The following is a 26042-nucleotide window of genomic DNA, read 5'->3' as shown; positions in this document are numbered from 1 at the left end:
CCGTCTAGCCCTTGTTTTTATGCAGATACGCCACTGCAGCAGCCACAACTTCCGCTTCCGAAGGCCCTGTTTTGACCTGCGGAGTGGGGGAACTGGCTACCGGCCCGCTGTGATGGGCTGAAGGCGGAATAATCTTATTGCAGAACGCAGCAATCTTGGGAAGAAGCGCAATGTAAACACTAACCAGAAGCAGAGCTACGAAAACGATGCTCATTCCTGTTACAGAGAGTGCTACGCCGTTACCCGCGACCACGTTGTTCCAACTGAACAACATCTGTTGCATTTGAATCTCCTTTTTAGCTTATCTGTCAGGAGACTAGACTGTCATCTGAGCGAGAGGCTGTCCCTGCTGCACCTGATCACCCGCGGTAACGGAGAAGGAGGTGACAGTTCCGGCCTTGTGCGCCTTAACTTCCATTTCCATCTTCATGGCTTCCATGACTACGATGGTCTGCCCTTCCTGAACCTGAGTTCCGGGCTCAACAGCCAGCCTGATAATCAAACCGGGCATGGGAGCGGCAACTGGCTCAGTTGCGCCTGCGGGTGCAGCAGGAGCTGCGCCGCCTGCGGGAGCATCGCCGGCACCGATGTTGAAGGACTTGCCGTTAACAGTCGCGGTGGAGCCATCGACATTAACTGTGTAGGACTGGCCATCCACAGTAACATTGACTGTTCCGGAACCGGAACCGCCGCCGACAGTTGCGCCCAGTTTCTTGAGCTGCTCGGCTTCAACATCCTTTTTGTAACGGACACCGACACGGGCTTCACCTTTAAGGTAGCTGACGCCCTTGTCTTTACAGGTAGCCACGATGAAGACGTTTTCATCAGTGAGTTCGAAACCTTCTTTTTCGCAGATTTCGCGTGCAGGTGCGAGTCCTTTGGAAGGATCTGCATCGTTGATTTCAAGCGGAGTTTTTTTGGTAGGCTCAAGTTCCATCTGTTCAGATGCAAGCTTGACGATTTCCGGATCAGGCTCGACAGGAGTCTTACCGAAGTATCCCAGAACCATTTTGCCGTAACCGTCAGCAAACTTCTCCCAGGGACCAAACATTACGTTGTTGAAAGCCTGCTGGAAGTAGAACTGGGAAACCGGAGTAACGGAAGTACCGAATCCACCCTTGCGTACAACTTCACTCATTGCACGGATGATTTCGGGATATTTTTCCATGAGACCGTTATCACGCAGCATCTGGGTGTTCGCAGTCAATGCGCCACCGGGCATGGGGCTGAAAGGAATCATGGGATCGACCTGAGTCGCTTCGGGCGGCAGGAAGTAATCCTTCATGCAGTCACGGAAAACGTCTTCGGCCTTGATAATCTTATCGATATCGACATCAATGGTATAATCAGTACCACGCAGAATGTGCCACATGGTGATGATATCGGTCTGGCAGGTTCCGCCGGAAGCGGGAGCCATGGACAGGTCAATTGCATCAGCACCTGCTTCAATAGCAGAGTGATAGCAAAGTCCGCCGATTCCTGCTGTTTCATGAGTATGGAAGTGGAGCATTACATCTTCGGGCAACATCTTTTTAGCGGCCTTGATGGTCTCGTAAACCTTGGCCGGGGTGGATGTACCGGAAGCGTCTTTAAAACAGACGGAATCATAAGGAATATCCGCATCAAGAATCTGACGCAGAGTCTTCTCGTAAAATGCGGCATCGTGTGCGCCGGAACATCCCGGAGGGAGTTCCATCATAGAAACTACAACCTGATGCTTAAGTCCGGCATCAGCAATACACTGGCCGCTGTAGATCAGGTTATTGACGTCGTTGAGAGCGTCAAAGTTACGGATGGTGGTGATGCCGTGCTTGGCAAAGAGATCGGCATGGGCTTTGATGACGTCACTGGGCTGGGATTCGAGTCCGACAACGTTGACACCACGAGCGAGTGTCTGGAGGTCGGCATCGGGACCTGCGGTCTCCCTGAACCTGTCCATCATATCAAATGCACATTCATTGGAATAAAAGTAGAGGGCCTGGAACCGTGCGCCTCCGCCAGCTTCAAACCAATCAATACCTGCTTCCTTGGCCGCTTCTACGGCTGGCAGGAAATCATCGGTCTTAACTCTGGCCCCGTAAACGGACTGAAAACCGTCACGAAAGGCTGTACACATGAACCTAATCTTCTTCTTGGCCACTTCCCCTCCCTATGGTTTGAGAATGGAACACATCGCCGCAAGCGGGGGAGCGTGCGGATACACATTCTTGTTAAACCCAAATTTTTTAAAGGAAACCAGTAATTTACGAGAACGAATTCGTCTAGCCTGAAATAAAGTGTGGCAATGAGACGAGCTGAAAGTAACAAGTACTTAACACAATCCTCTGACAATTTCAGCAAAAAAGAGTAGCTAAAAAAAATTTTAGTAAGTACTGTATAAAATTCCCTTTCCATGAGACCGTTTTTTTACCGTAAAGATATTCAGTAAGACCATCCTGCAAAAGACAAGCATCAGATTTAATTATCTTTTTTAAAAAAAATTATTTCCTTCCCCTTAAGGGAACCCTTTAGCAAATCTGCAATCTCATTTTCGATCATACATATTATTTAGGGTGTAAAAGTTCACTATCGAACCCTTTTCAGACCAAAAAACAACACATTTGAACATTTTTTCACAATCCAATTTACATTTTTGTTTTTCTTGAGTGGAAATGTTTCTTTTAAAGAAAAAACCTACTGACTATGTAGCGAATTATGATAACAGCATCTGTTTATACGTGTATGCCTGTCAAAACAAAAAAAAGCCGCCCGCTATAAGCAGACGGCCTGAAATACCTTGTGTTTCAACTTAGACTTAATTACAGAAAAAACAGAAGATAACTACATAGAAATATTTATTTTTATTGTATATTACTACTTTTGTCGAAGATCGTCGATGCATTTCCCTTCACCGCCGCAACATTCCGTTCCATCTTTGGAAGCAGAGCAGTCGCAACCACAGCCGCAACCGCCCCCTCCTTTACCAAACCATTTTCTGGCCAGATAGATTACAGCTATTGCAATAGCACCGAAAACAATTAAATTTTCCATCAAAAGCTCCATTGATAGGGGATTTCATTTTCAAATTAAATGTAACCCCTATTTATATGAAGTCAACCCTCGCTGAAAACTTACCTGCTGATCCAGCAAACCTATAGCTGAGCTTAGGCAAGAATTCCCGGAATCATGCGACAAAATTCTGAAACATGCTCATAATCTTGTTTACGGGACCGGGAAACCGCTCCAACAGGGTCTGGCAAGCGATATAGCTTGCAAACAGAAAGGCTGCAAATCCTCCCCAAACTACAACGTCGAATAAAAGAGGGATGGCTTTCTCTGAAAATCTTCTTTTTCGCATTTGTTTACCTCCTGCACATGAGAAAGCAACATGCATACCAACAAACATTAAGAAGTATTAAATACATAAGACACTGTAATACAAGCCATTATTCAGCCTCAAAAACTAACCCAACCCAGTCATAAAATTGGCAGGAATTATATTCCCCCTAGATCAAATCTCCCCTGTGCATGAGCAGGGCAATATGGCATATTTATAAGAATACACATGAAACCATTGGAACGCATATGATTGATAGAAGCAAAGAACAGTTGGTCAAAGAACTGAAACAAAAAAACGAACGTATAGCAGAACTGGAATCTCAGCTCTGCGGCACAGACAATTATCTTGAAGAACGATTCAGGAGACTCATTGACCACGTAGAGATGGTTTCTGTTCAAGGATACAACAAGAACCGTGAGGTCGTTTTCTGGAACAAAGCCAGCGAAAAGCTTTACGGATATTCTCAGGAAGAAGCTTTAGGAATGAAGCTCGAAGAATTGATTATCCCCGATTACATGCGAGAAGCAGTAATCAACCATATCCAGGACTGGCATGACAAAGGTATCCGTATTCCCGCCGGAGAATTGGATCTGATACACAAGGACGGGAGCATTGTGCCTGTATACTCAGCCCACGTTATGCAAAAAAATCCAGACGGATCAAAATACATGTATTGTATAGATGTTGATCTTACTGAAACTAAAAAGGCACACCGCCAGCTAATTCAAGCCAAAGAACAGGCTGAGTCAGCCAGTAGAGCTAAAAGCGAATTTCTCGCAAATATGAGCCATGAAATACGCACCCCCCTAAATGGCGTGCTGGGAATGCTACAACTACTCAAATCGGCTCCGGAGAAAGAAAAACAGCTTGAATATATCGAACTTGCAGTGACAGGCGTCAAAAGGCTTACCACTCTGCTTTCTGATATTCTTGATCTTTCAAGAGTTGAAGCAGGCAAACTAGCTGTTGACCCTGCCCCTTTTGACCTGCTCGAACTTATGCAGAATCTGACTGATTTATACCGGCCATCCGCCCAGCAAAAAGGTCTCAAACTCAACCTGAGTCTTCACCCGACAACAATTACTAAGCTTACCGGCGACTCCTCACGACTCCAGCAGGTTTTAACCAACATCATAAGCAATGCGATCAAGTTTACTAATGACGGAATCATCAAAGTTGAAACATACCCTCTGCCTCACACTACTGCCGGCACAACAAAAATCCTCTTCAGCGTGAGTGACACTGGTCCCGGTATACCGGACAGCAAGATGGAAGAACTATTCTCGCCCTTTATACAGCTTAGCGAAGGATATCAACGCACTCATCAAGGTGCAGGGCTTGGATTGTCAATCTGCAAACAGCTAGTAGAACTTATGGGCGGCAATATTTCGATTGAAAGCGAGTTGGGCATTGGGACAACAGTATACTTATGCATACCTTTTGGCCTCCCGGCATCAGACAAAATCGCACCCGTTTTGGCCGACAAGACCAAGACTTCCAATAGCAAGCTAAAAGTCCTTTTAGTTGAAGATGAAGCCATAAACAGAATGGCTGCGAAACGGCAAATGGAATTGGCCGGATGTGAGGTAACAGCAGTAGAAAACGGAAAACTTGCTGTAGAAGCAGCAGCTAAAGACCGTTTCCATATAGTAATGATGGACATCCAAATGCCGATAATGGATGGAATATCCGCTACTCAGGCTATTAGAATGGGAGAGGCAGGCCCAGAGAACAAAAACATTCCCATCATTGCCATGACAGCTTATGCCATGAAAGGTGATCGGGAAAAATTCCTGAATTCCGGGATGAACGATTATCTTGCTAAACCTATTGAAAATAAAAACCTGCTGAAAATGCTCGAAAAGTACCGCTAACAGCGCAACGAAGGATAAAGAATCCATACCCATTCTTGACACGCTCGCTACTGTGCTATACTTTCAAAAAAAGTATGCAGCTCAAGCCTCACAAATTCTAAAAAAGATCTAGGGCTGCCCTACTCATTATCAATAAGGAATACGAGTATGCACATATCAGAAGGAGTCCTTTCACTGCCGGTGCTTGCCAGCGGTGCGGTTGTAGCAGCAACAGGAACCATGATAGGCCTGAGAAAGCTTGATTCGGAAAAACTTGTTTCCGTAGCACTGCTCTCTTCGGTCTTTTTTATTGCCTCGCTGATTCACATTCCAATAGGACCTTCCAGTGCACACTTAATCCTTAGCGGACTCATGGGGCTTCTTCTCGGTTGGGCCGCTTTTCCGGCTATCCTTACCGGCCTCCTGCTGCAGGCAGTACTCTTCCAATACGGCGGATTGACTGTAATCGGCATCAACACCGCAACCATGGCTCTCCCCGCAGTGGCCTGTCACTATATGTTCCGCCCACTGCTCAAGAAAAACTTTTTCAGCATGAGCCTCGGGGCCTTCCTTTGCGGCGCAATGTCGATCACCCTCTCCGCCCTTCTGACCGCGCTGGCTCTGTCCTTTACTGACGAGAGCTTCGCATCAGCGGCACAGATGATTGTTTACGGGCACGTTCCCATCATGATCATCGAAGGCTTCATCTGCGCATCAGCATACGGTTTCTTACAAAAAGTCAGACCGGAAATGCTGCTGGCGACGCAGGAAACATAATAAATTTCTTTTTATAAAACGAAAGAAGCCGGATCAGAAATTTCTGATCCGGCTTCTTATTTTCACACAGTAAATGGAATTTACTTTCTTCTGGAAATTATTCCTACAAGAGCAACGAACGCCAGCAACACCCACTCCAGACCAAATCCGGCAGCAGGATTCATAACACACCCGCCATTGCTTTCTCTAACCGAACCAAGCGCGGCAGGATCTTTGATTGCCCCCAAAGCCCGGTCTTCGTCATAAATACCATTGTCTTTTACAACGTAGTTAACCCAGTAATTCGTCCCCTGAGTCAGGGTAGCCCCCGGATCAATGTAGTTTCCATTATCGTCTTCAAGCCACCAAGCCCCTTCTGTATCAGGGTCAATCGCAGTGGAATACGATCCAAATGCCATACAGGTTCCATTGGTATCAAAGCATTTATACAGCCGTACATCACCAGTAGTACCGTTCAAGCTGGTAGAATTAAAACGGAAAACTCCGTTAGCACCGTTACTATCCACTGTGGCTGTAAAAGCACCAACCGGAGCACGCAGTTCAAAATTGGGTGGTATGTGATAGGTTTGTTGCAGCACAGAGTCGGTGGTGGCGTTTTCGGTATTGGAAAGAAGTGAGACATTCACACCGCTTTGCTGGTGCTCGGAAGTACGAACGTATCCGCCACTCTCCATTGCAAGCGTCAATGGCCTAGGAAAGTCAGCACTGGAATATTTCCATTGCGGGGCTACATTGCCGTTATCAGTCGTCTTAAATACGTTAATCTTGTTATTGTTATACTCGGAAGCATAAATATAACCATTCTTAACTACTATCCCGAAAGGATTGGCTATCCCGGTCAACGTACCACTAATTGTCGCTATAGGCTCCACTTCTCCATTGGACGAAATGGGAAAAACCATAATTCTTCCATGGGCATCCCCAACATAAACAAAACCGCCTTCAACAGCTAAGCCTATAGCATTGGAAAAATCGAGAGTCTTATGCTCAATGACCCGCTTAGGCTCAACATTTGAGTTAGCTGTTTTATCAAAAACATAAATTTTACTGCCAGAGCTGACAAACACCTCCGAACCTGACACAGCCAATTTCCATACGGTATTAAGAGTATCACTGCTTATGGTTCTTTTAGGAGCAACATCACCTGAATCAGTAATATTAAAGACTTTTACAAAGCCTCTACCAAAAATATCCCCAACAAAAAGCTCTGATCCTGCTGCAGCCACTCCACGAGGACATTTGAGACTTGTAATTTTACGTTTAGGTTCAACATTACCCGTAGCTGCGGCATCAAACACAAGTAAAGCTACTGGTGCCCCAGTACCATCATTAGTAGCAAACAGCTCATTATTATAAACCAAAAGACCAAAGACATCTTGCCCGGAAAGTCCTGTTTTATCTCCGGAGATATGCTGCTTTGAAACAGGAGCCCCGGAAACGGGATGATCTTCAGAGTCAATGACCGTAATAGATCCATCTAAATGATCCGCGATATACAAATCCTCTGCATAAGCGGACCCAGCTAAACCAATCAGAAACACTAAAAATATATAAAAAAATGATCTAGACATACCCCTCTCCTTAAAACTTCATTTATCTCCCCGTTGAGATTTACACAAACTATCAAACATCATACAATATATCAAACACATCTATAGTAATTGGACACATAGAACTTATAAGTCATCCATAATTACAACACACATACAATTGGGCATAAAAAAATCCGGACCAAGGCAACCTTGGTCCGGATTTTATAGTTACGTCTAGGTATAGTTCTTACTCAATAACCCGCATACCTTCCCATCTCCCGCCCTGAAACCGCCAATAGAAGGCTGCTGCCAGAACGATTACATACAGGGTAAATATGGCCCACAAGAAATAAGGGCCGGAAGGATACACCTCCACTCCCATGTAGCAAGGAATGACCATCACCGCGACACAGCATAAGCCGACGCTCTTCATAACGTAAACAACATCACCAGCCCCTTTCAAGGCACCGGAATAGACCAGAGCAGTTCCGTCGAAAAGAATATATGCTGCGGTAAAGAGCAGAAAATGAGTTCCGTAATCCAATACATCAGCAAATACTGCATCAGTGATGTTCTCCGGGCGGAACAGAGACAAGAGCAGTTCCGGGAAGACCAGATAGATCAGCCCCATGAACAGCATCCAGACGGTAGTGATGTGTAGAGCGCATTTGGTAGCCCGCCTTGCATAATCCGGCCTACCCTGCCCAATGGCCTGCCCCACGAGGGTGCTGACACCTACGGCAATGCCATAAGCCGGGAAAAACGAAACTCCATCAATGGAAAGAACAATATTGCTGGCCGCGAGGATTACTGTTCCCAGACGTCCGACCATGTACACAAAAAAAGTAATGGCAAAGATATCGAGGAAAAACTGCATACCGTTGGAAAGTCCGAATGAGATGAACCGCTTAAAGAGTTCCGGCTCAAAACGGTAATTACTGCGGGTCTTGAAAGCTTTCTCATTCTCCCTGTTAAAAATCAGCGGAATATAGATACCCACAATGACCGCCCCGGCAGTGAGCGTAGCAATGGCTGCCCCACGAATACCCATTTCTGGGAAAATCCAGAAACCGTTGATCAAAGCATAATCCAAGGGGATGTTGACTGCGGCACCGATCATATTAACAACCATAACGGTTCTAGTCAGTCCGCGTCCGGCAAAGAATCCTGAAAGCGCAGTATCAAGTACAGGAAGCCCGGCTCCGAGCATGAGAATACGGAAATATTGAATCTCAAGTTCCAGAACTTCAGGGGGATGCCCGCCCTTTTCCAGAAGCGGGGTCAGCCAGAATCCCATAACGCCAAGGATAACCCATGCCCCAAGCGCGAAATAAATACCCTGCCAAAGGCTTGAGGCTACACGTTCCGGTCGTGCTGCTCCGGTATACTGAGCGATAAATACATTAATATAACTGGCCACTCCCATAAAAAAGGAAATGAACAGAAAAGACATGATTCCCGCAGGCAATGCGGCAGCGATGGCCTCCATAGAATAGCGACCGAGAAAAATACGGTCTGTCACCTGCATTATGGTGGTGGAAGCCATACTCACCGCTAGAGGCATACTTATATCAAGCACATGCTTGTATCCGAATGGTTTGTTCCATAAAGATATCATTTTCAACTCCGATAGCTTGAAACTCAGCTAGATATTATAATTAATTAGCGCATGACATTTTTTATCATCTTCAACGGGAAGCGCAGTGGAGCGAGAGGAAGGCTATGAGTATTCTTATATATTGTACACATAAAAAAAAGCCGCTTCCGGAGTCACCCGGAAACGGCTTTAAAACTTCGTCAGAACCAGAATTATTTAACTGCGTCCTTGAGGAATTTTCCGGGAGTGAATTTAACGCCACGGGAAGCGGGAATCTGGATAGCTTCGCCGGTCTGGGGGTTGCGTCCGGTGCGAGCGGAACGCTCTACAGTCTTAAATGTACCAAAACCTGTAAGGGTAACATTGCCTTCTTCTTTGAGGCCGTCTTCGATTGCGCTGAGAACGCCGTCCAGTGCGGCAGATGCGTCTTTTGCACTCAGCTCCAGTTTTTCCCGGATTTTCTTAACAAGAACAGTTTTACTCATAGTTAACTCCTTCAAAAGTATTTTTTCCCGCGCTTAGGCGGCGGATATCCGTACCCCTTAAAGCCCACTACACCAGAAATTTAGAAAAAGCCATAGCGAAAAGCAAATCTTAGCCTGATAGGATATTATATTCATTAGAAAGCACAAAAAAGTAACTTTTCGCCGGTGCAGCGGGCCCCTAAAATCAGGGCGGAATGGGCGGCTTACAAGCATTTACAAAGGAATGTCAAGCAGATTGCGCTAAAAGGACCGCATGGTCTCAAATTTGGTTGAAATCACACAATCGAAACTGATGAAAAAAAGCAGTACTTTTTTTCGACTCACGGTGTTGACATATCCACAGACTGTCTTAATTTATGTCAGCTTCTGCGGAAGCATCCGGCCTGCTGAGAGACGCAGGCTTTGAAATTTAAAAGTATGATCCGCCATAAACTCGCGGATTACTTATCTTATCTAAAAAAGTTTATTTATTCTGGAGGAACCATGAATCTCAAGCCTTTACAGGATCGTGTACTCATCAAGCGTGTAGAAACTGAGCAGAAGACCGCCAGCGGCATCATCATCCCCGATTCCGCAAAAGAAAAGCCCATGAAAGGTGAAGTTGTTGCTGCAGGTCCCGGTAAAGACAACAACCCCATGACCGTTAAAGCAGGCGATGTAGTTCTCTTCGCTAAATATGCTGGTAACGAACTGAAAATCGACGCAGAAGAATTCATCATCATGCGCGAAGACGAAATCCTCGCAATTGTCGAGTAATATCCCCTTAATAAATTAATTTTTTCCAGATCAGGAGAATATAAGACATGGCAAAAGCAATTGAATTTGACGTAACTGCACGTGACCGCCTTAAAAAAGGTGTGGACACCCTCGCAGAAGCAGTAAAGGTTACCCTCGGACCCAAGGGCCGTAACGTTGTTATCGAAAAATCCTGGGGCGCTCCCACCATCACCAAAGACGGTGTGACTGTTGCCAAGGAAATCGACCTTGAAGACAAGTTCGAAAACATGGGCGCACAGATGGTTAAGGAAGTTGCTTCCAAAACCAACGACATCGCAGGTGACGGTACCACCACTGCTACCGTTCTGGCTCAGTCCATCTTCGCAGAAGGTGTAAAGCTTGTTGCTGCAGGCCGTAACCCCATGTCCATCAAACGCGGTATCGACTCCGCTGTTGAAGCTATCGTTGAAGAGCTCGGCAAACTTGCCAAGCCCACCCGCGACAAAGCTGAAATCGCTCAGGTCGGCACCATCTCCGCTAACAGCGACTCCACCATCGGTGAAATCCTCGCTGAAGCCATGGACAAAGTAGGTAAAGAAGGCGTTATCACCGTTGAGGAAGCCAAATCCATGAAAACCGAACTGGACGTTGTAGAAGGCATGCAGTTCGACCGCGGATACCTTTCCCCCTACTTCGCAACCGACACCGACAAAATGGTTTGCGAATTCGAAGATCCCATGATTCTTCTTGTTGAGAAAAAAGTTTCCAACATGAAAGATCTGCTCCCCATCCTCGAGCAGGTTCTCAAAATGTCCCGTCCCCTGCTCATCGTAGCTGAAGACGTCGACGGCGAAGCTCTGGCTACTCTCGTAGTTAACAGACTGCGCGCCAACCTCAATGTTTGCGCTATCAAGGCTCCCGGTTTCGGTGACCGCCGCAAGGAAATGCTCAAAGACCTCGCTACCCTCACCGGTGCGACTGTTGTTTCCGAAGACATCGGTCTCTCCCTCGACGCTATGACCGTTGAAGGTCTGGGTACCGCAAAGCGTGTACGCGTAGACAAAGAAAACACCGTTATCGTAGACGGCGCAGGCAACGTTGAAGAAATCAAAGCTCGCGTTAAGCAGATCGAAGCTCAGATCAATGATTCTTCCTCTGACTACGACCGTGAAAAACTTCAGGAACGCCTCGCCAAGCTCGTTGGCGGTGTTGCAGTAATCAAAGTTGGTGCTGCTACCGAAGTTGAAATGAAAGAAAAGAAAGCTCGCGTTGAAGATGCTCTTAACGCAACCCGCGCAGCTGTTGAAGAAGGCATCGTAGCTGGTGGCGGTACCGCCCTCGTACGTTGTGCTAAAGTTCTCGACGACCTCAAAGCAGGCAACGATGACGAACTGGCAGGTATCAACATCATCCGCCGTGCTGCTCAGCAGCCCCTGCGCATGATCTCTGCTAACGCAGGTTTCGAAGGTTCCGTAGTTGTTGAAAAAGTTGCCGCTGGTAAAGACGGTTTCGGTTTCAACGCTGGTACCGGCGAATACGAAGACCTCATCAAGGCCGGTGTTATCGACCCCAAAAAGGTTACCCGTATCGCTCTCCAGAACGCAGCTTCCGTGTCCAGCCTCCTGCTGACCACCGAATGCGCTATCTCCGACGCTGTCGAAGAAGAATAGTTCTGTAGCTAAAGATAAATAGGAAGGCCCGGCAATGCGAGTTGCCGGGCCTTTTTTTATGTTTAAGGATGGAGTATGGAAAATGTTGAATTGAATGTTAAGATGAATGGTATAGTTTCATGCGTTTTTGATATTGCAATGATAGGACCTGTAAGAGTGTTGGCTAACAAATAATTTGAACTTGATCCCTATTTACTGAGTTGAGTATGAAAAATATTTACATAGATACGAATATTATAAGAAAGTGTGGCTTTGATTTTTTACGCCCTGAATACCTAAAGTTAATTCAGCTATGTCAAAAATATGGATATAAAATTTTTATTCATACTGTAGTTATTAGTGAAGTTGAAACTCAGCTTTTAGACAAATTTAAAAAAGCCATCGAACAGACAAATAGGCATCTTGGAAAACTTTCTTCGATCGCCAGAGAAACACGAACCAAGGAAGCTATAGAAGGTGTTTACTTAGACTACAGCGAAGTAGCTTCTAAGGTAAAAAAAGATATTCTGTATCCATTTAGAAATTGGATGAGAATGTGCAATGTTGAAGTCGTTGGATTTGACCAAGAGGATGCAGAAAAGGTCTTCGCGAATTATTTTAATGGTCAAGGATGTTTCTCAACTCCAAAATGTAGGAGTGATTTACCTGACGCTTTCATAGCACAAGGCCTTAAAAACCTATGCTTAAACGATGCGATTATTCTGTGTGAAGATGGAAGACTATTGAACGAACTGGTCCAATGCGCCAAAAAACCTTTCGGTATTTTTGATAGTTACGAAAGCTTTGCTTCCTTCTTTAGCAAAGGATTACCACAGGAAGTTGAGTTTGATTTTTCATTAGAGTCTATTGGCTTGTCGTTCACAGATTCAAAGGAATTTTATCACCAACTAGTTGCGGAAATTGAAGGTTATGATTGGTCTGGATGTGATTTTGATGCAGATGAATCTGACACGACTATTCACTTCTTAAACGTTAATGGTGATATTTCAATAGATTCTACGGAATTAAATGAAAATATGATCAAAGTTAACTGTTCATTTAATGCTACAGCCAACATTGATTTTTTCATTTTTAAATCTGATTACTACAGTGGGGCAGAAGATACATACCAAGGCGTTTCTGTAACAGACTGGAATGACCATTACTTTTTTGCTGAAACTGAAAAAGAATTATCAATTACTGCTGAGTGTGTCTTTTTCATTGACGATTTTGATTTAAATGATGCTCAAAAAAAAGATTCTGTATTTGATATTATTTTCAACTCATTTTCTTTTTCTGTAGAGAATCTGTCTGTTGATGGCTACTATGACACATACGATTTATACTAATAATTTCAATTAGTTATTTATTTTTAGTATAATATCACAACCAAATCAGCCCCCGCAGACAAAGTCCGCGGGGGCTGATTCTATATGGCAGGTTCTTTTAACTCTTATTGCTGAATAACATTCCGCTTCGACAAATCCTCATACAACGTCCAAGTCTTCAAAAACTCGGCATCAAAAGATCGCTTCTCTGTATATGTCCGTGCACTCTTTTTCATGTACTGGAGCAATTCCGGATGATCGGCTAGACGGACAATAGCTCTGGCAAGAGCATCAGCATTTCCGGCTTCGACAATTAATCCTGTGGTGTCCTCAATAATATTCTCGCAAGGCCCTCCTGAATCTGTGACTATTACCGGAAGACCGGAAGCCTGAGCTTCAAGGACCACGTTGCCGAAGGTGTCGGTTGCCGAAGGGAAAACAAAGACATCTGAGCTGGCATAACATGCGGAGAGCTCATCACCGCCGAGATAACCGGTAAAAGTTACCGGGCACCCTTCCAGCCTTTTCTTCATTTCTGCTAGATACGGACCGTCACCGACTACAACCAGATGCAGTTCCGGCCTGATAGTTGAGACTGTTTTAAAAGCATCAGTTAGAACATCAAGGTTCTTTTCTTGGGAGACACGGCCCACATAAAGCAGCTTCACCGCTTCCTTTACCTTGAAACGGCCCTTATAGAAGCCGTTGCGTTTTTCCGGTGTAAAGCGGTTTATATCCACCCCTCTGGGATAAACCTTAATTTTGTGTGGCTTAACACCCTTTTCAGCCAGTTCATCTCCGGTAGCTTCTGAGGGAACAAAGACCGTATCCATCTGATTGTAGAACCAGATCATAAATTTCCAAGCCATGTCTTCAAGTCCCGTGTCATCGGTGAAAGCCCGGACATACTGCGGGAATGCGGTATGGTAAGTGCCATGAACCGGGAGTTTGAGCAGCTTGGCAACAGCCAGACCAGCCAACCCTACAGGACCGGGTGTAGCCAAATGCAGCAAGGTGTAATTGTTTTCAAGACAATGAGCCAACACACGCAGGAACGGAGGATATTTAAAAGATAGTTCCGGGTATTCGGGAAGATCAAATTCCCCGGCGGGGGTAAAATTTACGACCTGATCACTTGAACCATCTGAGCCGCAGGTGATTACGGTCAGCTTCTTATCGTGTTTACGGGCCACATCCAACTGATGTTGCAGAGTCAAGGCCACTCCGTTCACATCACTGAAGGTATCCGTAAAATGAGCGATCTTAGTTTCTCCCTCTAAAGGATCCTCATGACCGAAAGCGGATAGGCAGTCGCGGGCGAACTCCCGTTCACTGGCGAAAAGGCCGTAGGAGACAAAATACGGAGCCAACAAAGTATACAGAGAGCCAGCCGCGCCTATTGTGTGGAAGACATCAAAGAGGTTTGCACCCAAAGCACTGTTAATTATCTTATCACCCAGACCGGAAAGGACCTTGTCTGTGGCATTTCCCACAAAACGAAACCACTCGTCTTCCAGCTCTTCAGGACTGTACCTGAAACCGCAGCTTATATTACGGGCACGGTCATCACTTTCAACAATTCGATTGGCCTCGCGCAATAAAGCGGCCTGAACTGAATCGGAACTCTTGAAATATTTTTTCGAACGCTGGCGGTAAATGAAACTTTGAAGCTTATCAAGGATAGACGGGCTTTCCTTGTCTCCGGGGTCAAGCACATTGTCTATGTATCGGAAGCATTCAACAGAACGTTTGAGCTTGGTACAATCAAAATGACTTTTGTAGAACTGATAAGCTATACCGTATAAATTGTGCGCCATAGTATGCGGAGTAGCCGCTTTACCCTGCACCATGGTCCGCCCTTCACTTACCGCCTTAAGCATCTCCTGCGGTGTAGTCGCATCAACTACCTCGGTATAAACACGAGCGATATTAATTCCGGAATGATCGTCAGAACCTCCGGTAAGCCCCTTTACCCACGGAGTCTCGCCATATGGCTCCAGATCGTGTTTGTTGGCGAGTCGGTCGATCTTCTCAGGTGTCAGGTTATCGACAATGGTACGCAGGGCTGAGTTCTGCATTTCATCACGGGTACCGTTCAGCTCAAGAAGATTAAACATGAGCAAAGCCTGTTCAAAATGATCGGGGGTGAGCCTTTCATTTACCGCAAAAAGAGGATGGGCCAGCACATGAATAATTTCCTGTTCACGAAGATAGGGCACCAGATCAAAAACATTTTCACGCAACTTTTGAAATTCACGATGGTGTTCTTCAGTGATATCATACGCCAAAACGTGCAGCTTGCAGCCGTCTTCCGGGAAATATGTGGTTATCTCTTCACTGACAAAGGCATTATCAAGGTGGGCAATTTCCAGACTACCGTTAATGGTGTTGTGATCGGTAATAGTGACCATGTTCATGGAACGGGCAAGAGCTCTATCATAAATCTTCAACGGTTCAGTAAAACTCTCCGGGCAACCCAGTTTCTGTAAAATCCACTGGGATGGACGGGTTGAATATTTTGAGTGGACATGCAGGTCCACCCTCACATTCGAACCTTTCATGGCAAAAACCTCCTAAATTTTACGCACTGGAGCGAAAAGACGTACAATTAATTTTTGCCTTTTCTAATAAAAGCAGGAGGCCGTAACAGTCACACGGTTCGGTTACAGTTCAAAGTTTTTTCAGAGAAAACAAAAAAGGCCGCGTTCCCAGTGGAAACGCGGCCTTTGATTCTTATTTAACTGTCAGACTACCAGTTCAATGTTTCCTTGAAAGCGGTAGCAAGTTCTTCAGTCTTGCAGCGAATAATTCCTGCGGAACCTTCCATGAGGCCAAAGGAATTGCCGCCCACGGTCATACCGATACGCTGGCAGATCTGGCCTGCGAAAAGTTCTTCGAACTTGCCTGCATTCTCAGGAGCCACGGTCACTGCAAAACGTGATGCGGACTCACTGTAAAGAACGGACAAGGTAGACATGCCGTACTCGGTGGGTACGGAGCGAAGGTCAACTTCACAACCGATACGTCCGCCAAGGGACATCTCGGCAAGAGCCACACCCAGACCACCGTCGGAAAGGTCATGGCAGGAACTTACCAGACGCTGACGCATAGCCTGATTAAGGGTCTTGTAACGCGCCTTAGCTGTGAGAGCTTCAACATGAGGAACTTTGTCATGAACAAAGTTAAGCTGGGAAGCAATCTCGGAACCGCCCATTTCGTCACGGGTCAGGCCGAGCACATAGATGAACTCACCGGGCTTCTTGAAGTCGGAAGTCACGCACATATTGATGTCCGGAACGATACCGACTGCGGAGAAGAGTACGGTCGGCGGGATGGAGATCTTCACGCCGCCGCCCTTGTAATCGTTCTTCATGGAGTCCTTACCGGAGATGCAGGGAACTCCGAAAGCACGGCAGAAGTGGGACAGCGCTTGGTTTGCACGGACAAGCTGTGCCAGCTTGTAGTGACCGTCAGGAGTAGATTCGGACTGAACCGGATCGCACCAGCAGAAGTTATCAATACCGGCCATATGGTTGATGTCACCACCGACAGCAACTGCGTTACGGATAGCTTCATCAACTGCGTTAGCCATCATCCAGTAGGTATCGAGATCGGAGAATTTCGGGCAGATACCGTGAGATACGACCAGACCTTTGTCATCATCAAAGTCAGGACGCAGCACGCCTGCATCAGCGGGACCGTCTTCCTCTTCACCAACCAGAGGCTTGACTACACTGCGGCCCTGCACTTCATGGTCGTACTGACGGATAACATATTCTTTACTGCAGATGTTCAGACGACCGAGCATGTCTTTGAGCAGCTCGGTGTGGTCTGCAACTTCCGGCTCACCGGTAAATTCGATTTCAGGACGTTCCCAGACAGCCTTGAGCTGCATCTGAGGCACGCCATCGTGCAGGAAGTCCATGCGCAGGCAGGCAACAGGCTTTTCACCGTAACGGATGTTATAGAGGCCGCTGTCGGTGTAGGTACCAAGCGCGGTAGCTTCAACGTCCATTTCATCGGCAAGGGCCATGAACTCATCCAGTTTTTCCGGCGGAACAGCAAGAGTCATACGTTCCTGAGCTTCGGAAACAAGGATTTCCCAAGGCTTAAGACCGTCATACTTGAGCGGAGCCTTGGAGAGATCGAGATCACAACCGCCACTGTCTTCAGCCATTTCACCTACGGAAGAGGACAAACCGCCCGCACCGTTATCGGTGATAGCGTTGTACAAGCCCATATCACGGGCACGCATCAGGCAGTCGTACATTTTGCGCTGAGTGATGGGGTCACCGATCTGGACAGCTGTTGCCGGGGAACCTTCGTGAAGTTCCTCGGAAGAAAAGGTTGCGCCGTGAATACCGTCTTTACCGATACGTCCACCGGTCATAACGATGATGTCACCGGGCAGTGCTTTCTTCTCGTGGCTGGGACGACCTGCGGATTCAACAGGCATGGTGCCCACGGTTCCGCAGTAAACCAGAGGCTTACCGAGGTAGCGCTCATCGAAAACAATGGAGCCGTTTACAGTGGGAACACCGGATTTGTTACCGCCATGCTCAACACCTTCACGCACGCCTTCAAATACGCGGCGGGGATGCAGCAGACGCGGAGGCAGTTCACCTTCGTGGAAGGGAGAAGCAAAGCAGAATACGTCAGTGTTACACAGCAGGTTTGCACCCAGTCCGGTACCCATGGGGTCACGGTTAACACCGACAATCCCGGTAAGTGCTCCGCCGTAGGGGTCCAGAGCGGAAGGACTGTTGTGGGTCTCCATTTTAACGCAGACATTGAGCTTGTCGTTAAATTTGATAACACCTGCGTTATCCTTGAACACGGACAGGCAGAAATCATCTTCGCCCTTTTCAGCGCGGATTTCCTTGGTGGTGTTCATGATGCAGGTTTTGTAGAGGCTGTCTACAGTGGAGGAAACCCCGGTTTCCTTGTTTTCGTACTCAATCTTAGAGCTGAAAATTTTGTGCTTGCAGTGCTCGGACCAAGTCTGGGCCAAAGCTTCAAGCTCGGCATCGGTAGGCTGGGCAGTGAGTCCCATTTCCTCGCGCTGCTTAACCACTTCAGGATCAGCATAATAATCGCGAATGCAGTGGAATTCCTCAAGGCTGAGAGCAAGAGTGTTCTCACGGCTGAAAGCCATCATTTCGTCATCGGACATGGCAGCGAGATCAATAACTGCAACTTCATCGCTGGCCTTGCCGGTAACCCGGGCAGCCTTGGCTTCGAATCCCGGAGACTTAACCCACTCATCTGCAGAACGGATTTCGTAACGCTGGATGAGTTCGTTAGCCAGCAGGTCTTTTGCAATATGGCTGACCTGCTCGAGACCGAGGTCTTCGACAAAAAGATACTGAGTGGAGGTGTATACTTTTACAGCCTCGACATCAGCAGGATCGGTAACCAGAATAACGGATTCCTTGGCGGTACGACCTTCGTTGTCAGTAACGCCGGGACGGAAGCCCACTTCAAGGTTCCAGGCGAAATCCTTGGCCAGCGGCTCCAGCGAAGGAGTATGCAGGACCGGGTCATGCAGAACGCCCAGTTCCAGAACCTTTTCGATTTCGTCTTTCTCAAGACCTTCTACAGTATATACCTTGATGGTCCGGACTTCACCGGCCTCAATACCGAGTTCTTCTTTGATCTTATTGGAAACTTTATGACCGTGGACATCACGGACATGGTCTTTAAGTGCGACCTCGACACGCCAGAGCATGGCTATCTCCTCTTAATGATTAAAGTCCGGGCTTAATCGGCCCAGACCAGTACATTTCCGCCCAAATCCTTGGCTTCATATGTAGCTTTGTCAACGCGGTTCAACATGCTGACGGAAGTATCCCCTTCCTTGAGCACGGTAAGCCCCCCGCTGATTGTGACCTTACCAGAAAATTTCTTCTCCACCCGGAGCCTGATTCTGTTGCCTATTTTTTCAAGAGCCTCAGCCCGGACTTCGGTGACAATCACCCCGAACTCATCCCCACCGTAACGACAGGGGAAATCCATTCCTGAGCGAAGTTCATTGCGCAGGATTTCTCCCACTCCCTTGAGAACGTCATCACCAACCTGATGGCCTTCGGTATCGTTAACAGCCTTAAAACCGTCAAGATCGAAGAAAAGCAAACCGACCGGACGTCCGGTGCGCCTGCTGCGATTGATTTCGCGAGCCATCAACGTGTTGAACTGGGTGTGGTTAAAAAGATCAGTCAGACCATCAAATATAGCCTGACGCTTGAGCTTATCCTCCAATCTTCGAATAGCTGTCAGATCGCGGGCAACGATAAGACTCTTCTCCCCTGATCCTGCCAGCTTGCTGACGACAAACTCAAAGGGCCTTCCGGCGGTATCGGTCCTTTTCAAAAGAACCTCAACTACTGTTTTATCCCGCTCAAACATATCCGGCCCCCAACGACCGGTAAACGTTTCGCTGGGAGTGGCAATATCAAAAATATTGCGGCCCAAAAATATCTTTGAAAAGCGAGATGATGCATACGTAATATTCCCGCGTCTATCCACGGTAAGCACGACATCCCGCATGGAATCAACAAGCCCTTCGAGAAAATCCCGCTGTTTGAGAGCCTGAATCTGACTTTCCGACATCTCCCTGATATCTTCCATGACCAGAGAAATCAGCTGTTCACCGCCACGAGTCTGCTTATAAGCGGAAACGTAAAGGCATGCGTCACGTGGCATCCCTCCGGTTCGAAGACTCACGCAAACAATCTTGCTAAAGGACTTTCTATTTTCATCTTCGAGAAAAACAGTCCAGCTGGCCCCAAGTCCTGCCCCGACACCGAGTTTGAAAAGATCATTGAAATTTTTGGTACCTGAAATAGAAGCCCCGCCAAGCAGACGGATCATCTCCTCGTTCATATCAATCAGGTCACCCTGAATATCCAGACTGGCTACGCCTAAAGGCAAAGTATCCAGCGTCTCTGCACGATCCTCAATGAGGTGCTGCTTAGCGCAATAATGTTCGTAAGCCTGACCGATGAACCGAAAATAAAGTTTAAGGTTCTTTCTGTCTTCAGACTTGATATTCTTGGAGTTGAATCGGAACCTGCCGAACAGAATCTTCCGGCTGATGATGTCTTCCCCGTCCCCACGCTTTTGCCAGGGGATTTCACCGGCAATACAATCCTTGGCCACCAGTTCAAGACCGCTACCGTCATTGATACGGTAAAGTTTGTATTTATCGGTATGTGGAGATTTGAGCGCCAGTTCCCAGCTGACAATATCCCAGCTCAATTTGAGATGCCTGCCTATTATACGGGCAATGGAATCAATCCCACCCTCAGCAGTGAGAAGTTCCAGACTCAAAAAGTAACTGGACTGTAGACTCTTTATGGAATGGTTATAGAAATTAGCATCCTCACCACCCTCAGAAATACCTAAATTCTTGAGCATGGATTGAAATTTTGTACGGCAGACTTCCCTGAATCCTTCAATGGCTTCTTCGTCCATATCAAGGGAGCGCTGTAACTGAACTTCGAATTGCAGAACATTAAATGGAGCAGCACTACTACCTAACTCCAATTCTGCCCATCTAGTAGCCAGAATCACAGCCTGAGTCGGCAAATCAAAAGTATCTATCTCGTCGATGGCATGGTGATGCTGCAAGGAAGGACAGTTTAAAGTGTCCATCTTCCAGCGGGTTAAAAGCAGCTGGCTAAGCGCTCCATGGTTCATACCCCATATTTCATTCTCAGTCTCGGACTGCCCGGGATCGGAGCGAGTTACCGAATCCTTTGAAATTTCAACGGGTAATTCTCCCGGAGCTGCACAGCGCAGAAAAAACAGGGAAATATCCTTCAGCAGGCAGCAAAGGTAAACTTTATCCGCTTGCTCCGGACAAATACGTGTCGCAATGAGCTGAGCTGAAATAGCCCCCCAAACGGTAAGCATCCAGTCATCATAGATTTTATAGCCATCCAGCTCCATATGCTTACAAATATGCTTCTGATAAGTCACCGTGACTGCCAGATTAAGCAATTCACGGGTGCCAAGCACAACAGCAGCCCTTTTAAAATCTGAAATTTCCTGGGAAAGACCGTAAAATGGAGAATTAACGAGGTTAAGAATAGTGGTGGAAAGAGCCGGGTCCATACTGATAATTTTACCAAGCACGGCAAAGTCCGGTTCAGGCTTACATGCCTCCTGCATCATCTGAAGCATGACCGGAGGAAAGCTGAGTTTCATCATCAATCGTGGTGATTCAAGAATATCATCCAGACTCATAGCGACAGCTCCTCTCCTTTAGTCTCACCTATTTTTTCCGGGTCAGCACAAAATCAGCTGCTTGCTTAAGCACCTGCTTTTCCTCGCCTTCGGGAAGCGGGTCCAAGCACGACTTGGCTTTTTCCACATATTCCGCAGCATAGGTTCTCGTTCTGGCTCCCAGCCCATGCTTCCTGATTTCGGCAAGCACATGAACACGCTTTTCATCCGACAGGGTTTGGCTCTTGATCTCAGCAAGCAACAACTCTGCTTCTTTTTCTTGTAGCATTTCAAGATAAAGAATCAAAGGTAAAGTAATTTTACCTTCTTTAAGGTCGCCGCCTTCAGGCTTACCGGTATCATCAGAAGGAGATTCGTAATCGAGAGCATCATCGACAAGCTGGAAAGCGATACCCATATTCAGGCCGAAGTTGCCGACTGCATCTTCCATTGCTCTGTCATCAGAGGCAAGAATCGCTCCCAGACGGCAAGAGGTTTCAATCAAGCGGGCAGTTTTACCGATGATGATATCCATATAGGTATCGCGGTTCATCAGCGGTTCTGAAATATGGGCAATTTCAAGAATTTCGCCTTCAACAGTAGCCATGATTCCTGAAGCAAGCACAGAACTGATGCGGGGTTTGCCGTAATCAGCGCCGATCTTATTGGCCAGAGCCAGCAAGACATCCCCGGCAAGTATAGTCTCGGTGGTACCGAAAACGAGATGCGAAGCCTCTACGCCACGGCGCAGATCGGCATCGTCTAAAATATCGTCATGAAGAAGGGTTGCGGCATGGAGGAGTTCCAAAGAACCAGCCAGAGGATAAATATCATCTTTTCCGTAGCCCAGTCCCCGGGCGGAAAGAATTGTCAGCACCGGGCGAATCCTCTTTCCCGGCGCAAGCAGCACATGTCTGGCTACATCCTTAACCAGCCCCTCAAGCTTAGAAGTTTCCTCATCGAGAAAACCATTGATAAGAGGCAGTTCATTCTTAAAATAGGCTAATAACTCAATCATCCGCGTATGAATTATCCCGGTTGCGAAAGAACAAGAACAGTTTTGGGAAATCACCTGACCAGAGCTGAGCAGACCCGCCCCAACTCGGCAAGGGCTCCGCGCAAATCCCAATCATTACTATCTCTTGATCCTACAAGGTTCGAAACAGTCCGCACCTGACATAGCCCCACCCCGACAAGGGCGCACACATACGCAGCCGCAAAACCTTCCATATTTTCTAAATCCGCTCCATATTCATCTACATATGCAGCGGCCTCCTCAGCCGTGGCGGTTACGCCGCTCACGGTCAAAGACACAGCTTCGGGCAGTTTTTCAAATCGGTCAAGTCCTGATTCAAAAAGACTTTTTCCGGAACTTAGTTCCACTTCGTTCCAGACCGGCTGTCCGTCAATCTCCGAAAGGCTGAATCCCAGCCCCTTAGGATCGACCTGATCACCTTTCTTCAGCCCATATTCGGGCCAAATTTCTTTCCTTACGACACAGGCGGAACAAAGTGGAAAACGGTCAGCGTTGAATGTTCCGGCAATTCCAGCCAGCACAACTACACCAACATCATTTCCCGCCAATGCCCGCCCGAGAGCGAAAGATGTATTTATTACTCCGATTCCGGTTACCAGCAACAGACCGGGACGATCACCGAACATGAACTCCACAGGCTTGCCCTGCTCCAAACGAGGCAGCTTGCAAACCCCGCCCAGCGCGGCTTTCATCTCCTTGGCTGTTGCCGTTACAAAAAGAATCGGTTTCATCAACTTCAAGTGGACTAAAGTCTCCAGTGCCTGATGCCAGCGTCTTCAAGTTCCTTACGGTCAAAGAAGCATTTAACATCGATAATGAGTGCGTTTTCAGGGTTTCTGAACCAGCTCTTGATGGTATCAAGCTCAAGGTCACGATATTTATCGTGGGAAACAGCCAGAACAACAGCCTCAAGATCCTTGAATTCTTCAAAAGAAGAAGTGGTGATATTGTACTCTTCCACAGCTTCTTCAGGATCAGCGTAAGCATCGTGAATAAGCACGTCCACGCCGAAAGATTCCAGCTCGTCTACTACGTCAACAACCTTAGTGTTGCGCAGATCGGGAACGTTTTCTTTAAAGGTAAGTCCGAGGACACCTACTTTGGCACCCTTTACCTTGCTGTCGCCGTTGATCATCTGTTTGATGGTAGTATCGGCGATAAATTTACCTACGGAGTCATTGATCTTACGACCCGCAAGGATGACCTGCGGATGATGGCCGATTTCTTCAGCCTTGGTGGTCAGGTAATAGGGATCGACACCGATGCAGTGTCCACCAACCAGACCGGGACGGAAAGGCAGGAAGTTCCATTTGGTACCTGCTGCTTCCAGAACATCGAGGGTATCGATGCCCATTTTATCGAAGATCATGGAAAGTTCATTCATAAGCGCGATATTCAGGTCACGCTGGGTATTTTCAATTACCTTGGCGGCTTCGGCAACCTTGATGCAGGATGCACGATGGGTTCCGGCGGTGATGATGGAAGAGTAAAGTTTATCCAGCAGATCAGCCACTTCAGCATCGTTACCGGCTACAACCTTAACGATGGTCTGCAGGGTATGTTCGCGGTCACCGGGGTTGATACGTTCGGGAGAGTAGCCTACGCCGAAATCCTTACCGTATTTAAGGCCGGAATTTTCTTCGAGGATGGGTACGCAAATATCTTCAGTGAGTCCGGGGTAAACAGTGGACTCGTAAACAACAATCGAGTCGGCAGACATATTAGCACCGACCATGGTGGAAGCACCTACAACAGGTTTGAGATCAGGATTACGGGCTTCATCGATGGGAGTAGGGACAGCAACAATAATCACGCCGCAATCTTTGAGCAGGGACGCATCAGTGCTGAATTCAACATAGTTGTGGAAATCGTTTTCCAGAACTTCATTGGTGCGGTCGAACCCTTCACTGAGTTCCTTAACGCGCTGTTCGGAAATATCAAGACCAAGCACCTTGAATTTGCGGCCAAGTGCAACTGCGAGAGGCAGGCCCACGTATCCGAGGCCGACAACCCCGATAGTTGTTTTCTTTTCTTCAATGTCAGAGAATTTAATCATAACTTATTGTCCTTTATTACTTAGATAACAAAATAAGCTCTTAAAACACTTACATAATAATTCCGGCCTGAAAATTTAACACACTAACTTTGTTTCGTAAGGGTAGACATAATCAAGCAGCGCATATACATAACTATCATTATGCATATCGATTGGTCCTTTCTTCTGTCCGCCCTTGGCCTGGCCTTCATTATTGAAGGGATACCCTATTTTGTTTTTTCTGAGCGCATGCCCAGAATCCTTATTTCAATCATTGAGCGAGGACCGCGGCAATTGCGCATTCTCGGGCTCATTGCCATGATATTCGGTTTGCTGCTCATATCATTCGGTCAGTCACTAACCGATTTATAGCGCTATTCTTCAGCTTTTTCAGCTACGTGTATATAAACAATCCCTGAAAGTAGCGGGATAAACATTACACGCCCGAAACCTGCTTCGCGCAATTCCTCAGCAAGAGCACGCTCATCCGGAAAAGCCCGGATAGTATCCGCCAGATAGGAATAGGCCCCGGAATCCCCGGAAACAACCTTACCCAGCAAAGGCAGTACCTTGTTGAGGTAAAAATTATACACACCCTTCCAGATTTTCTTGCTTCCGGAACCGAATTCCAGAATGCAGAACCGCGCGCCGGGCTTAAGCGTACGCAGAACTTCTTTATAGCAATCTTCGCGGGGAAGGATATTTCTGATGCCGAAAGAAATAGTGGCGCCGTCCAGACAATTGTCCGGCAACGGCAAACCCCTTCCATCTGCCTGAACTGCAGCAATGCTTTCGCTGCGTTCGGCACGTTTGCCTTCCAGTTTTTTATTCTTACCGCAGGCAAGCATCTGATGGGTAAAGTCCATGGCCAGAACTTTAACATCGGGATACTGGCGCAAAAGCTCCACCGAAACATCAAGTGTCCCGGCAGCCAGATCAAGCACCAGACCTTTTTTACCGGGGCGGACCAACTTTACCTGACGGTAACGCCAGTAAATATCCTGCCCGGCACTCAAAAAATGGTTCAGGAAATCATACAACCCGGCAATCCTGCCGAACATATCCCGGACTTTCTTACCGTGTTCCTGATGGGATACCTGCGCCATCTATCGAGCATCCCCGTTGCCGTCCAATGCACCATCTCCGGCAAGCTTATTTTCCTGCTCCACGATGGAAGCCACTACGTCAGCGTGGATAGCGTTAAAATGCTCAGAAAAATTGGAGGGTGAAATTCTTCCAACCTCGATAAATTTAACTACGATTTCCTTAGCGACCTGCAAAGCCTGCTTCTGAATCTTATCCATGATGTATATCCTTAATTGGGCTTGAAAAACCCCGCCCGGTGGGAAATGGCCACGACCTCCACAGGTAGGGCGCCGGGCGGGTAAAAAGAAGAAAACCTGTTAAGCACCCTTCTTTTGTGAGGCTCTTTAGCATGAGACCTCCAAATAGTCGACCCGCTTGATGGCTGATTTTTTAGTATCTAAA

At 47.0% G+C, this 26042-nt stretch carries 21 protein-coding genes; 6 read left to right on the top strand and 15 right to left on the bottom strand.

The features are described 5' to 3' along the window. Positions 1-4: 4 nt before the first annotated feature. The 4 genes from DESAL_RS03895 to DESAL_RS20305 form a co-directional block, all read right to left on the bottom strand. Entirely contained in the window at positions 5-283 is a 279-nt protein-coding gene (locus DESAL_RS03895; protein WP_015850664.1) for an OadG family protein, read from the bottom strand. Between the two features lie 33 nt (positions 284-316). Then, complete coding sequence (locus DESAL_RS03890; protein ID WP_015850663.1) at positions 317-2140, bottom strand: biotin/lipoyl-containing protein; 1824 nt, start codon at positions 2138-2140, stop codon at positions 317-319. Between the two features lie 713 nt (positions 2141-2853). Next, entirely contained in the window at positions 2854-3030 is a 177-nt protein-coding gene (locus tag DESAL_RS20110; protein ID WP_015850662.1) for a hypothetical protein, read from the bottom strand. 133 nt (positions 3031-3163) lie between these two features. Continuing rightward, the gene (locus tag DESAL_RS20305) at positions 3164-3337 is read right to left on the bottom strand and encodes a hypothetical protein (protein ID WP_015850661.1); all 174 of its coding nucleotides are present in this window, start codon (positions 3335-3337) and stop codon (positions 3164-3166) included. A 227-nt stretch (positions 3338-3564) separates the two neighbouring features. Here DESAL_RS20305 and DESAL_RS03885 point away from each other — a divergent pair, with 227 nt between their 5' ends. Then, a complete protein-coding gene (locus DESAL_RS03885; RefSeq protein ID WP_015850660.1) occupies positions 3565-5193 on the top strand; it encodes an ATP-binding protein in 1629 nt (542 codons plus the stop codon). Positions 5194-5340: 147 nt separating this feature from the next. After that, complete coding sequence (gene cbiM / locus DESAL_RS03880) at positions 5341-5949, top strand: cobalt transporter CbiM (RefSeq protein ID WP_015850659.1); 609 nt, start codon at positions 5341-5343, stop codon at positions 5947-5949. Positions 5950-6029: 80 nt separating this feature from the next. On the opposite strand, the gene DESAL_RS03875 is transcribed toward cbiM, so the two are convergent. From DESAL_RS03875 to DESAL_RS03865, 3 genes are all read right to left on the bottom strand, one after another. After that, on the bottom strand, positions 6030-7520 hold the full coding sequence (locus DESAL_RS03875) for an NHL repeat containing protein (RefSeq protein ID WP_015850658.1): 1491 nt from the start codon (positions 7518-7520) through the stop codon (positions 6030-6032). 208 nt (positions 7521-7728) lie between these two features. Further along, positions 7729-9099, bottom strand: a complete 1371-nt coding sequence (locus DESAL_RS03870) for an MATE family efflux transporter (RefSeq protein ID WP_015850657.1) — start codon at positions 9097-9099, stop codon at positions 7729-7731. A 191-nt stretch (positions 9100-9290) separates the two neighbouring features. Next, complete coding sequence (locus DESAL_RS03865; protein WP_015850656.1) at positions 9291-9563, bottom strand: HU family DNA-binding protein; 273 nt, start codon at positions 9561-9563, stop codon at positions 9291-9293. Positions 9564-10046: 483 nt separating this feature from the next. On the opposite strand from DESAL_RS03865, the gene DESAL_RS03860 reads away from it, so the two are divergent. The 3 genes from DESAL_RS03860 (at position 10047) to DESAL_RS03850 (ending at position 13278) form a co-directional block, all read left to right on the top strand. Further along, positions 10047-10319: a co-chaperone GroES gene (locus DESAL_RS03860; protein ID WP_015850655.1), complete on the top strand. Its 273-nt coding sequence runs from the start codon at positions 10047-10049 to the stop codon at positions 10317-10319. A gap of 47 nt (positions 10320-10366) precedes the next feature. Further along, on the top strand, positions 10367-11950 hold the full coding sequence (gene groL, locus DESAL_RS03855; RefSeq protein ID WP_015850654.1) for a chaperonin GroEL: 1584 nt from the start codon (positions 10367-10369) through the stop codon (positions 11948-11950). Positions 11951-12156: 206 nt separating this feature from the next. Beyond that, positions 12157-13278, top strand: a complete 1122-nt coding sequence (locus DESAL_RS03850; protein ID WP_015850652.1) for a PIN domain-containing protein — start codon at positions 12157-12159, stop codon at positions 13276-13278. A 104-nt stretch (positions 13279-13382) separates the two neighbouring features. Here DESAL_RS03850 and DESAL_RS03845 read toward each other — a convergent pair whose 3' ends face one another. From DESAL_RS03845 to DESAL_RS03820, 6 genes are all read right to left on the bottom strand, one after another. After that, positions 13383-15818 carry a glycosyltransferase gene (locus DESAL_RS03845; RefSeq protein ID WP_015850651.1) on the bottom strand — a complete coding sequence of 812 codons (2436 nt, stop codon included), beginning with the start codon at positions 15816-15818 and terminating at the stop codon, positions 13383-13385. A gap of 188 nt (positions 15819-16006) precedes the next feature. Next, the gene (locus DESAL_RS03840; RefSeq protein ID WP_015850650.1) at positions 16007-18985 is read right to left on the bottom strand and encodes an AIR synthase-related protein; all 2979 of its coding nucleotides are present in this window, start codon (positions 18983-18985) and stop codon (positions 16007-16009) included. 32 nt (positions 18986-19017) lie between these two features. Then, complete coding sequence (locus DESAL_RS03835) at positions 19018-21504, bottom strand: GGDEF domain-containing response regulator (protein ID WP_015850649.1); 2487 nt, start codon at positions 21502-21504, stop codon at positions 19018-19020. Between the two features lie 28 nt (positions 21505-21532). Beyond that, on the bottom strand, positions 21533-22501 hold the full coding sequence (locus DESAL_RS03830; protein ID WP_015850648.1) for a polyprenyl synthetase family protein: 969 nt from the start codon (positions 22499-22501) through the stop codon (positions 21533-21535). A 50-nt stretch (positions 22502-22551) separates the two neighbouring features. Continuing rightward, positions 22552-23250 (bottom strand): futalosine hydrolase, encoded by a 699-nt coding sequence (gene mqnB / locus DESAL_RS03825; RefSeq protein WP_015850647.1) that lies wholly within the window; start codon positions 23248-23250, stop codon positions 22552-22554. Between the two features lie 14 nt (positions 23251-23264). Continuing rightward, on the bottom strand, positions 23265-24575 hold the full coding sequence (locus tag DESAL_RS03820) for a nucleotide sugar dehydrogenase (protein ID WP_015850646.1): 1311 nt from the start codon (positions 24573-24575) through the stop codon (positions 23265-23267). A gap of 141 nt (positions 24576-24716) precedes the next feature. Between DESAL_RS03820 and DESAL_RS03815 the strand changes: the two genes are divergently transcribed. Then, positions 24717-24926: a DUF2065 domain-containing protein gene (locus tag DESAL_RS03815; protein WP_015850645.1), complete on the top strand. Its 210-nt coding sequence runs from the start codon at positions 24717-24719 to the stop codon at positions 24924-24926. Positions 24927-24928: 2 nt separating this feature from the next. On the opposite strand, the gene DESAL_RS03810 is transcribed toward DESAL_RS03815, so the two are convergent. After that, the gene (locus DESAL_RS03810) at positions 24929-25660 is read right to left on the bottom strand and encodes a ubiquinone/menaquinone biosynthesis methyltransferase (RefSeq protein WP_015850644.1); all 732 of its coding nucleotides are present in this window, start codon (positions 25658-25660) and stop codon (positions 24929-24931) included. Then, positions 25661-25858 (bottom strand): hypothetical protein, encoded by a 198-nt coding sequence (locus DESAL_RS03805; protein WP_015850643.1) that lies wholly within the window; start codon positions 25856-25858, stop codon positions 25661-25663. Positions 25859-26042: the final 184 nt, after the last annotated feature.

It is taken from the genome of Maridesulfovibrio salexigens DSM 2638 (assembly GCF_000023445.1).
Taxonomy (GTDB): Bacteria; Desulfobacterota; Desulfovibrionia; order Desulfovibrionales; family Desulfovibrionaceae; genus Maridesulfovibrio; species Maridesulfovibrio salexigens.
Note: the sequence above shows the minus strand (reverse complement) of the source record. Positions and strands in the feature narration are given on the sequence as shown.

Excerpts from the sequence above, each read along its gene's own strand:
- DESAL_RS03865 (WP_015850656.1), bottom strand. The coding sequence starts at position 9,563 with ATGAGTAAAACTGTTCTTGTTAAGAAAATCCGGGAAAAACTGGAGCTG.
- DESAL_RS03870 (WP_015850657.1), bottom strand. The coding sequence starts at position 9,099 with ATGATATCTTTATGGAACAAACCATTCGGATACAAGCATGTGCTTGAT.
- DESAL_RS03835 (WP_015850649.1), bottom strand. The coding sequence starts at position 21,504 with ATGAGTCTGGATGATATTCTTGAATCACCACGATTGATGATGAAACTC.
- DESAL_RS03815 (WP_015850645.1), top strand. The coding sequence starts at position 24,717 with ATGCATATCGATTGGTCCTTTCTTCTGTCCGCCCTTGGCCTGGCCTTC.
- DESAL_RS03830 (WP_015850648.1), bottom strand. The coding sequence starts at position 22,501 with ATGATTGAGTTATTAGCCTATTTTAAGAATGAACTGCCTCTTATCAAT.
- DESAL_RS03805 (WP_015850643.1), bottom strand. The coding sequence starts at position 25,858 with ATGGATAAGATTCAGAAGCAGGCTTTGCAGGTCGCTAAGGAAATCGTA.
- groL (WP_015850654.1), top strand. The coding sequence starts at position 10,367 with ATGGCAAAAGCAATTGAATTTGACGTAACTGCACGTGACCGCCTTAAA.
- DESAL_RS20305 (WP_015850661.1), bottom strand. The coding sequence starts at position 3,337 with ATGCGAAAAAGAAGATTTTCAGAGAAAGCCATCCCTCTTTTATTCGAC.
- DESAL_RS20110 (WP_015850662.1), bottom strand. The coding sequence starts at position 3,030 with ATGGAAAATTTAATTGTTTTCGGTGCTATTGCAATAGCTGTAATCTAT.
- DESAL_RS03885 (WP_015850660.1), top strand. The coding sequence starts at position 3,565 with ATGATTGATAGAAGCAAAGAACAGTTGGTCAAAGAACTGAAACAAAAA.
- cbiM (WP_015850659.1), top strand. The coding sequence starts at position 5,341 with ATGCACATATCAGAAGGAGTCCTTTCACTGCCGGTGCTTGCCAGCGGT.
- DESAL_RS03875 (WP_015850658.1), bottom strand. The coding sequence starts at position 7,520 with ATGTCTAGATCATTTTTTTATATATTTTTAGTGTTTCTGATTGGTTTA.
- DESAL_RS03845 (WP_015850651.1), bottom strand. The coding sequence starts at position 15,818 with ATGAAAGGTTCGAATGTGAGGGTGGACCTGCATGTCCACTCAAAATAT.
- DESAL_RS03850 (WP_015850652.1), top strand. The coding sequence starts at position 12,157 with ATGAAAAATATTTACATAGATACGAATATTATAAGAAAGTGTGGCTTT.
- DESAL_RS03860 (WP_015850655.1), top strand. The coding sequence starts at position 10,047 with ATGAATCTCAAGCCTTTACAGGATCGTGTACTCATCAAGCGTGTAGAA.
- mqnB (WP_015850647.1), bottom strand. The coding sequence starts at position 23,250 with ATGAAACCGATTCTTTTTGTAACGGCAACAGCCAAGGAGATGAAAGCC.
- DESAL_RS03840 (WP_015850650.1), bottom strand. The coding sequence starts at position 18,985 with ATGCTCTGGCGTGTCGAGGTCGCACTTAAAGACCATGTCCGTGATGTC.
- DESAL_RS03895 (WP_015850664.1), bottom strand. The coding sequence starts at position 283 with ATGCAACAGATGTTGTTCAGTTGGAACAACGTGGTCGCGGGTAACGGC.
- DESAL_RS03820 (WP_015850646.1), bottom strand. The coding sequence starts at position 24,575 with ATGATTAAATTCTCTGACATTGAAGAAAAGAAAACAACTATCGGGGTT.
- DESAL_RS03810 (WP_015850644.1), bottom strand. The coding sequence starts at position 25,660 with ATGGCGCAGGTATCCCATCAGGAACACGGTAAGAAAGTCCGGGATATG.